Origin of the sequence: Pseudomonas sp. CFII68 (assembly GCF_000416195.1) — a bacterium.
Taxonomy (GTDB): domain Bacteria; phylum Pseudomonadota; class Gammaproteobacteria; order Pseudomonadales; family Pseudomonadaceae; genus Aquipseudomonas; species Aquipseudomonas kilonensis.
Map to the genome: position 1 here is coordinate 77,154 of NZ_ATLN01000032.1, position 6,481 is coordinate 83,634.

General features: G+C 60.3%; 7 protein-coding genes. 3 read left to right on the plus strand and 4 right to left on the minus strand.

What is annotated here, in order from left to right; all coding sequences use genetic code 11:
- Positions 1 to 13: 13 nt before the first annotated feature.
- The gene (locus CFII68_RS20985; protein WP_018603038.1) at positions 14 to 823 is read right to left on the minus strand and encodes a TatD family hydrolase; all 810 of its coding nucleotides are present in this window, start codon (positions 821 to 823) and stop codon (positions 14 to 16) included.
- Between the two features lie 235 nt (positions 824 to 1,058).
- On the opposite strand from CFII68_RS20985, the gene CFII68_RS20980 reads away from it, so the two are divergent.
- Entirely contained in the window at positions 1,059 to 2,480 is a 1,422-nt protein-coding gene (locus CFII68_RS20980; RefSeq protein WP_018603040.1) for a transglycosylase SLT domain-containing protein, read from the plus strand.
- A gap of 100 nt (positions 2,481 to 2,580) precedes the next feature.
- Positions 2,581 to 3,015, plus strand: coding sequence for a DoxX family protein (locus CFII68_RS20975; protein WP_018603042.1), 435 nt, complete (start codon positions 2,581 to 2,583; stop codon positions 3,013 to 3,015).
- 494 nt (positions 3,016 to 3,509) lie between these two features.
- On the opposite strand, the gene CFII68_RS27385 is transcribed toward CFII68_RS20975, so the two are convergent.
- On the minus strand, positions 3,510 to 4,010 hold the full coding sequence (locus CFII68_RS27385; RefSeq protein ID WP_156886082.1) for a hypothetical protein: 501 nt from the start codon (positions 4,008 to 4,010) through the stop codon (positions 3,510 to 3,512).
- A 447-nt stretch (positions 4,011 to 4,457) separates the two neighbouring features.
- On the opposite strand from CFII68_RS27385, the gene CFII68_RS20970 reads away from it, so the two are divergent.
- Positions 4,458 to 4,766 (plus strand): hypothetical protein, encoded by a 309-nt coding sequence (locus CFII68_RS20970; protein ID WP_024618163.1) that lies wholly within the window; start codon positions 4,458 to 4,460, stop codon positions 4,764 to 4,766.
- Between the two features lie 8 nt (positions 4,767 to 4,774).
- On the opposite strand, the gene greB is transcribed toward CFII68_RS20970, so the two are convergent.
- Positions 4,775 to 5,272, minus strand: coding sequence for a transcription elongation factor GreB (gene greB, locus CFII68_RS20965; protein ID WP_003199337.1), 498 nt, complete (start codon positions 5,270 to 5,272; stop codon positions 4,775 to 4,777).
- A gap of 34 nt (positions 5,273 to 5,306) precedes the next feature.
- Positions 5,307 to 6,481 (minus strand): ABC transporter permease (locus CFII68_RS20960; protein ID WP_018603048.1); only part of this gene is annotated, 1,175 nt, incomplete at its 5' end.

Consider the following 6,481-nt stretch of genomic DNA (forward strand, 5'->3'; position numbering starts at 1 on the left):
GAGGGATGTGGGTTCATTCGGAAATGGCGGGTAAACCAAAAAACGCCCGGGCGCAGGCGGTGCTGTGGGCTGCCAGGTCTTCCTGGGTTTCGCCCCGGTGCAACGCCACTTCGCGCAGGACCTCCGTCAGGTAGGCCGGTTCGTTGCGGCCATTCTTGGGTTTGGGCCGCAGCGTGCGGGGCAGCAGGTACGGTGCGTCGCTTTCGAGCATCAGCCGACCGCGGGGAATTTCGCGCACCAACGGGTGCAGGTGCGTGCCCCGGCGTTCGTCACAGATCCAGCCCGTGATGCCGATGTGCAGGTCCAGGTCGAGGTAGCTGAACAGTGCCTTTTTTTCACCGGTAAAGCAGTGCACCACGGCGGCCGGCAACTGATCGCGAAAATCCCGGAGGATGTCCAGCAAGCGCTGGTCGGCGTCGCGTTCATGCAGGAACACCGGCAGTTGCAACTGGACCGCCAAGGCGAGGTGTTCTTCCAGGACCTTTTCCTGCTGCGGTCGAGGAGAGAAGTCCCGGTTGAAATCCAGTCCGCATTCGCCCACCGCGCGCACGCGGCTGTGCATCAGCAGCTCCTTGAGGTGCCGGGCGCTGTCGGCGGTCCACTCGCTGGCGCTGTGGGGGTGAATGCCGGCGGTGGAAAACAGCCGCTCACCCGTGTCGTCGAGGTGTTGGCACAGTTCCAGAGCCTGTTCGCTGCCCTCGATACTGGTGCCGGTCAAGACCAGTTGGCAGACCCCGGATTCATAGGCGCGCTCGAGCACCGCTTGATGTTTGTCGGCGAAACTGGGATTGGTCAGGTTGACGCCGATATCGATGAGTTGCATGGTGCTACCTCGGCCCAAAGGCTGGAAAGCATATCAGAGCTGTAGATTTATAAGAAAAGCCAAGAACTACAACGAGTTGAGGCTGTCTGTTAAGGCCGCGAGACACATAGGGTTGGTATAAAAGCCATCACTGTGCCAGTCTTCCGCACTTTTTCAGCGCCCCAGGCGCTCTGTTTCTGTCGACTCAGCCTCGTTTTCAAGGGAGGCGGTCCGCAGTATTCCTTCCGGAGAGTGGATGACACGTCCCCAGGTATTGCTACTGTTGTGTTGTTCGCTGTTGTTGCCAATACCGGCCGAAGCGCGGCTGCCCGGGCCGGTGCAGGCGGTGGCGCCGGGCACGGTGCGCGACCTGGCGCAAATCCGCAGCAGCCGTGTGTTGAAGGTGTTGGTCAACCAGAGCCGCAACAGCTCCGGTGAAGTCCAGGGGCAACCCATTGGCGTCGAATACCATCGGCTGCGTGCTTTCGAGCAATACCTCAACGGCCACGCCCGGGATGGTCAGGAAATCACCCTCAAGATCATTCCCAAGGCCAAGGACCAACTGCTCGGCGCCCTGCAGCGCGGGGAGGGCGATCTTGTGGCGCCGGGTGAATTGCTCGAGCCCCAGGCCGGCCAGGCGGTCAGCGCCAGCAATCCGATCCGTACCGACGTGCCGTTGCTGCTGGTGGGTATCAAGGGCGAGAAGCGCTACACCCGCGTGGAACAACTTTCCGGCAAGACCCTGGCCCTGCCCAACGGCAGCGCAGCGGGCGACGCCGTGGGCCAGATCAACCAGAAGCTGGCGCTGCTCAAGCTGCCGCCGGTGAAGATCGAATGGGTCGATCCCACCCTGGCGGTGGAGGATGTCCTGGAAATGGTCCAGGGCGGGATTTTTCATTTGACCATCGTCGAGCAGCCCATCGCGGAGCGCTGGGGCAAGATCCTGCCCAAGCTGCGCTTCGACCGCCAGGTGCTGATCGGCGAGCCGGGTGACGAGTATTGGTTCGTTCGTCGTGACGCTGCCATGCTGCGGGCGAGCATCGACCGATTCCTGGTGACCTATAAGGTGCCCTCCAACCAGGACGCTGCATTCCTGCGTATCTACCGGCGTTTGTACCAGGTCCACTATCCGTTGGCCCAGGCCAATCGACAGCGCCTGGAAAAACTGCGCCCGGTGCTGCAAAAACATGCCGATGCCCAAGGCATGGACTGGCTCAACCTGGCGGCCCTGGCCTTCAAGGAGTCCGCCCTGCAACCCAACGCCCGCAGCGGCGCAGGCCCCACCGGCCTGATGCAGATCACCCCGTCGGCGGCCCAGCGGGTCGGGGTCGGTAATATCCAGAACCTGGATGCCAATGTGCAGGCCGGCGCCAAGTACCTGGCCCTCATCCGCCGCAAGTTCTTTGCCAGCCCCAAGCTCAACGAGCGCGAGCGCATGGCCTTCGTCCTGGCCGCCTACAACATGGGCCCCGAGCGCGTCCAAGGCATGCGAGCCGAGGCCCGGCGGCGGGGGCTGAACCCGAACCAATGGTTCTTTCAGGTTGAGCGCATTGCCATGGAGCAGGTGGGAATGGGCGCCGTCAGCTACGTTAATAGTGTGAATAAGTACTACTTGGCGTTTGACCGTGAACGCGAGTCGCTGGAGCCTGGAGATCAAAAGGTTGCTCAGCGTAAATAATCGATTAATTCGATTTTTATCTCGCATTTTTTGCGCTTTTAGTACAAGTTTTTTTGATTAATATAGCGACCAACAACCACACACCTAGGGATGAACCCGCATGAGCTCGTTGATCAATAAAGTCTTGTTTACCCGCGCTGGCTACGGCCTGACGGTCCTGCGCATTGTCGTCGGCATAATTTTCGCCGCCCACGGCTCGCAGAAACTCTTCGGCCTGTTCGGTGGCTACGGCCTGGCAGGCACGGCGCAGTGGATGGAAAGCATCGGCCTGACCCCAGGCTACGTGATGGCGACACTGGCAGGTGGTACTGAGTTTTTCGCCGGGTTGGCGCTGATCATTGGCTTGCTCGCGCGTCCTGCGGCACTGGGCCTGGCCTTCCTGTCGCTGGTGGCGATTTTCTCCGTGCACATCGGTAACGGCTTGTTCATGGCCAACAACGGTTATGAGTTTGCCCTGGCGTTGCTGGCGGGCAGTATTGCCGTGCTGATCGAAGGGGCGGGCAAGCTGTCGGTCGATCGTGCCATCGCGGGCTGATTGCTCGATTTGAACCCGTCTTGTACGTGATGCTGTTCACTTCGGAAAAACGGCGCTTCTTTCAGAAATGGGAAGCGCCGTTTTTTGGTTTTGTTGCTTTGGTGTGTATATCCGTTATTTAGGTAACGGCTGCTTATGGTTCCGCTCTTACAGCGGCTCACTTTTGAGAAGCGCAAAAGTAAGCAAAACGCTATATGCCCCACCACTCGGCACCTCGCTTAGGCTCGGTGTGCCCTCACTCCGGCATTGCTCCGTGGGCCCGCCGCGAAGGGCCATCCATGGCCCAGCGCGGCTATCCCGGCATCCATGCCGGGATGCCCACTCCACAACGCCTGCGTTCGGCCATCGTGGTTAACGGGGCGCCGAGATCAACGTCCGCCGCGAGGCGGCCTTATAGCCGACCTGGTTCTTGGTGGGACCGTGTTTTTCCTGTGGGAGCGGGCTTGCTCGCGAAGGCGGTGTGTCAGTTTGCGGTGATGTTGGATGTGCCGGCCTCATCGCGAGCAAGTTCGCTCCCACAGGTTTTTGTATCGTGTGCAAATGTTGTGAACGCCCACAACCCCCTGTGGGAGCGAGCTTGCTCGCGATAGCGGTGGTGCAACCACATAGATACTGGACATGCACCGCTCTGGCTTTGCTTTGCTTTGCTTTGCTTTGCTTTGCTTTGCTTTGCTTTGCTTTGCTTTGCTTTGCTTTGCTTTGCTTTGCTTTGCTTTGCTTTGCTTTGCTTTGCTTTGCTTTGCTTTGCTTTGCTTTGCTTTGCTTTGCTTTGCTTTGCTTTGCTTTGCTTTGCTTTGCTTTGCTTTGCTTTGCTTTGCTTTGCTTTGCTTTGCTTTGCTTTGCTTTGCTTTGCTTTGCTTTGCTTTGCTTTGCTTTGCTTTGCTTTGCTTTGCTTTTGATCTTGATCTGAACGCCCCGTTAACCACGCTGGCCGAACGCAGGCATTGCGCAGTGGGCACCTCGGCATGGATGCCGAGGTAGCCGCGCTGGGCCATGGATGGCCCTTCGCGGCGGGCCCACGGAGCAATGCCGGAGTGAGGGCATGCCGAGCCTAGGCGAGGCACCGAGTGGTGGGGCAAAGCGCTTTTGGTTACTTTTGGCGCTCTTCCAAAAGTGACCCGCTGTAAGAGCGGAACCATAAGTAGCCGTTACCGCAGAAACGGATACACACACCAACCCACGCCTCTCGGAACAGATAATCAGAAAACAGCATTACCGTCTTCTACGGGCCTTTTTATGCGGAGTGATTCTTGACACTGGCCAGTCAGCTTCTCTAGGATGCCGCTCATGCGCCGATTTAAACAGCTACTTGCGGGGCGCCAGGTGACTCAATCCAGTCGCCGATAGAAGCCGGAAGACAAGGCTTCGAAATACCGCTAAAGCGCTGGTTCGGTGTTGCCTCTCACCTGCCATGCAGACTTTTGAGGCAGAGACACGACACGATGAACGCACCCAGCCCCTTAGTACGTCTTGCGCCGATCACGGCGAACCTTGTGCAACGCAATCCGAAAATTCTCCTGGGCGGCACTCACCAGCCAACGCTCTTGCGCTATCTCGACGGCTGGCCGCGTCGTAACCATGGGCCCGCTGCTTTCCTGATCCAGTTTGTCGAAGACGGCGAGTCACTGGCGCGGTTCGCCAATGACAGTTTCGACCTGGCCGTCATCCAGTCCCCCAGTGCGGCGGACGCTCCTGAAATGATCCGGCAGTTGACCCGTGTCGCCCGGCAGGGCTTGATCACGCGCCGCTGAGGCGAGGATTACGGATACGCGATGTCCACGATGTAGACCCGTTTCTCGCCGGTAGGCGTCTGGACGCTGACCTCGGCATCCAGGGCCTTGCCGATCAGGGCCCGGGCCAACGGTGAGTCGATACTGATCAGGTTCTGCTTCAGGTCCAGCTCGTCCGGGCCGACGATGCGATAGCGTGATTCCTTGCCATCCTCATCTTCGACCGTCACCCAGGCACCGAAGTACACCTTGTTCGGATCGCTGGGTTTTTCACTGACCACTTTGAGCGCTTCAAGGCGCTTGGTGAGGAAGCGCACGCGACTGTCGATTTCCCGCAGCATTTTCTTGCCGTAGGTGTATTCGGCATTTTCCGAACGGTCACCCTGGGCCGCCGCCTCGCTGACCGCCTGGGTCACCTGGGGACGGCGCACATGCCACAGCTCATGGAACTCGGCGCGCATCCGCGCTTCACCCTCGGGGGTGATCAGCGCGGTGCCGGCGGTGCGGGGTGGGCGATAACGGCTCATGGCAACTTCTTGTAATAGCGAAGCCGGGAGTCTATCAACCCTCGCGCAATACTGTCAGCGGGCTGGCGTTGAGCGCTCGACGGGTGCCAAATACCCCGGCCGCACCGATCAACAAGGCCCCCAGCAGCGGCAATGCCAACAGCCATGGATGCGGATGCCAGGGCAGGTCGAAGGCGTATCGGTAAAGCACCAGGCTCACCAGCTCCGAACCCAGGGCCGCGAGCAGGCCGCTGACCGCGCCCAGCAGGCCGAACTCGATGCGCCGGGCCTTGACCAGCAGAGGCCGTTCGGCGCCCAGTGCGCGCAACAGCGCGCCTTGGTGAATCCGCTCGTCGAGGGTCGCCTGCAGGCCGGAAAACAGCACCGCCATCCCCGCCGCCAGCACAAACAGCAACACGTACTCCACCGCCAGGGTCACCTGGGCCAGAATGCTGCGCAGTTGCTCGAGCAGGGCTTCGACTTGCAGGATCGTCACCGCCGGAAAGGCCCGGGACAGGTCGACGATCTGTTGGTCGTGGCCCGGCGCCAGGTAGAAACTGGTGAGATAGGTCGCCGGCAGATCCTTCAATGTGCCGGGCTGGAAGATCATGAAGAAGTTGGGCTGGAAATTGTCCCAGTTGATCTCCCGCAGGCTGGTGACCTTCGCTTCACGGTTGACACCCCCCACGCTGAACACCAGACGGTCGCCCAGTTTGATATTGAGGTTCTCGGCCACTTTGCCTTCCACCGAAACCCCGGGGATATCGTCCGGTGGCTGCTGTGGCCACCAGGTCCCTGCGGTGACGATGTTGCCCGCCGGCAGGTCTTCGGCCCAGGTCAGGCTCAGGTCACGTTGCAGCGCCCGGTCACCGGCCGATTCCTTGGTGACGAACTCTGTGGCCGGCTCGCCATTGATGCTGATGAGACGCCCGGGTACCACGGGGTAGAGCGGGGCCGATTGCGCCGACAATGCCAGCAGCTTGTCGGTGAAGGCCTGCTTGTCGTTGGGCAGGATATTCAGGGCGAAATAGTTCGGGGCGTTTTTTGGCAACTGGTTTTGCCAGGTGTCCAGTAGTTCACCGCGCAACAGCGCGATCAGCGCCATGGACAGCAGGATCAGGCCGAACGCCAGGGCCTGGCCTGCCGCCGCCAAGGGATGGCGCAGCAATTGGCCGAGGCCCAGCCGCCAGGGCAAGGCGGCGCGGGCCAGCAGGCGACGCAGGCTCTGGA